Raw genomic sequence first — 1,075 nt, forward strand, 5'->3', positions numbered from 1 at the left:
GACATCCTTGCTTCCATCGAACGCTTCTGCCGGTACAATGCCCCGGCAAAACACGACCCGATGTCGCGAACTTCTGGTTCAGGACACTAGCTGGCAATCATCAACTTAATCGGCCTCTGAGCCGAAGACGGCACGTCTCAGAGGTTCGATCGGCGATAGCGCCCTAACCCGCTCACCCGACGATGACGGGCCGCGCCTCGGCGCTGGTCGATCGGAGCCCAGGTTCGATGATAAGGGCGGGCATTCTAAATGCCCGCTCCGGGTGCATCCCAATGGACGTGCCGATGTCAGCCCCTCGCCAAGCGCTCTTTGGCTGCTCTAGGTGCGGCTATACTGGTTAAGCGAACGAAGGCGATATGCTGACGGCGATGGCGCCGACGACCGCGAAAACTGTCTGCCAGGTGGTGAAGCTATCGCCATCTGTTCTGAGGCGGGGCTCATCCCCGCGCGACAGGCGCCCGACGTGTCCGGGCGTGGGCCGCAATCACCGCGCAGGCGAAGACAAAGCGGCGGCACGCTTCCGCGTAAGCCGACCCCTTTGCGGGTTGCTGGCGTCAGGCCTGCGCCGGATCAAGGATCAGCGCCAAGGGCAGGGGGGCGGTGCCCGCCAGACAGGAGTCAGGTTGTCAGGGCTGCGCGGCTCTCAGCCGGAACATCGTTGCCGTTACGGTGCGGTATGGCTGATCGGCTAGAATGGATTGTGAATCGATGTACGGTTAAGGAGGCCGGCGTGGCGGCGTTCACAGGACGCGATCTGCATCTGGTGAAAAAGCGTTCGCGATCGCGGTGCTGCGATCGAGCGTCAGCCTGGGCCGTTTCAGTCGGCTTCCGATCAAAGTGACATGAAGACGTTGCTCGATCATATGATCGAGAACGACGCCGAGTTGGCGTTTACGCGCACGTGGCAAGGATCGCCGTGACCGAGGAGCCCGACTGAAGGGGGCCGATCACCAATGCGGAGCAGTCCATCGAGCCTCTGGGCGCGAATGAGGAAGCAAAAGTCCTCGCATTTTAAATCGCCGTTCAAGGAAACGGTAGTGAAGCGATCGATTACGATGTGATGGCTGCCGCCTAT

Annotated in this window: 1 protein-coding gene; it reads right to left on the reverse strand. The window is 61.1% G+C overall.

Features of this window, described 5'->3' with window-relative positions; genetic code table 11:
• Positions 1-859 precede the first annotated feature (859 nt).
• On the reverse strand, positions 860-1,075 hold a 216-nt coding region (locus K359_RS64175), incomplete at its 5' end, for a hypothetical protein (RefSeq protein ID WP_210164131.1).

Origin of the sequence: Bradyrhizobium sp. th-b2, from assembly GCF_000426785.1 — a bacterium.
Classification (GTDB): domain Bacteria; phylum Pseudomonadota; class Alphaproteobacteria; order Rhizobiales; family Xanthobacteraceae; genus Bradyrhizobium; species Bradyrhizobium septentrionale.